The 450-nt window shown below is 79.6% G+C and carries 1 protein-coding gene; it reads left to right on the top strand.

Annotation, left to right across the window (positions count from 1 at the left end; translation table 11 throughout):
• Positions 1-450 (top strand): methyltransferase domain-containing protein (locus tag E9529_RS21540; protein ID WP_374201385.1); only part of this gene is annotated, 450 nt, incomplete at both ends.

The raw sequence follows: 450 nt of genomic DNA, 5'->3' as shown, positions 1-450 counted from the left end.
GCGGGGGCACCGGGCACCACCTGGCCCGCCTGCTCGACGAGCTCCCGCGGGCGACCGGCGTGGTGCTCGACGCCTCGCGCTACGCGGCCCGACGCGCGGCGAAGGCCCACCCGCGGGCGGTGGCGGTGGTCGGGGACACCTGGGCGCGCCTGCCGGTGCGCGACGCCGTCGTGGACCGGGCGCTGGTCGTCTTCGCTCCGCGCAACGGCCGGGAGATCGCCCGCGTGCTGCGCCCGGAGGGGCGGCTGGTCGTGGTGACGCCCGGCCAGGACCACCTCGCCGAGCTGGTCGCGCCGCTGGGCCTGCTGCGCGTGGACCCCGGCAAGGCCGGACGGCTCAGCGCCACCCTGGAGCCGCACCTGGTCCGGGCCGGCGCCGAGCGGTACCGCCGGACCCTGCTGCTGGACCACGCGGCGGTGACCACGCTCGTGGGGATGGGGCCGCACGCCC

This window comes from Blastococcus sp. KM273128 (genome assembly GCF_021698975.1).
GTDB lineage: Bacteria > Actinomycetota > Actinomycetes > Mycobacteriales > Geodermatophilaceae > Blastococcus.
The sequence above is the reverse complement of the archived record's forward strand: the minus strand, read 5'-3'. Positions and strand labels throughout refer to the sequence as shown.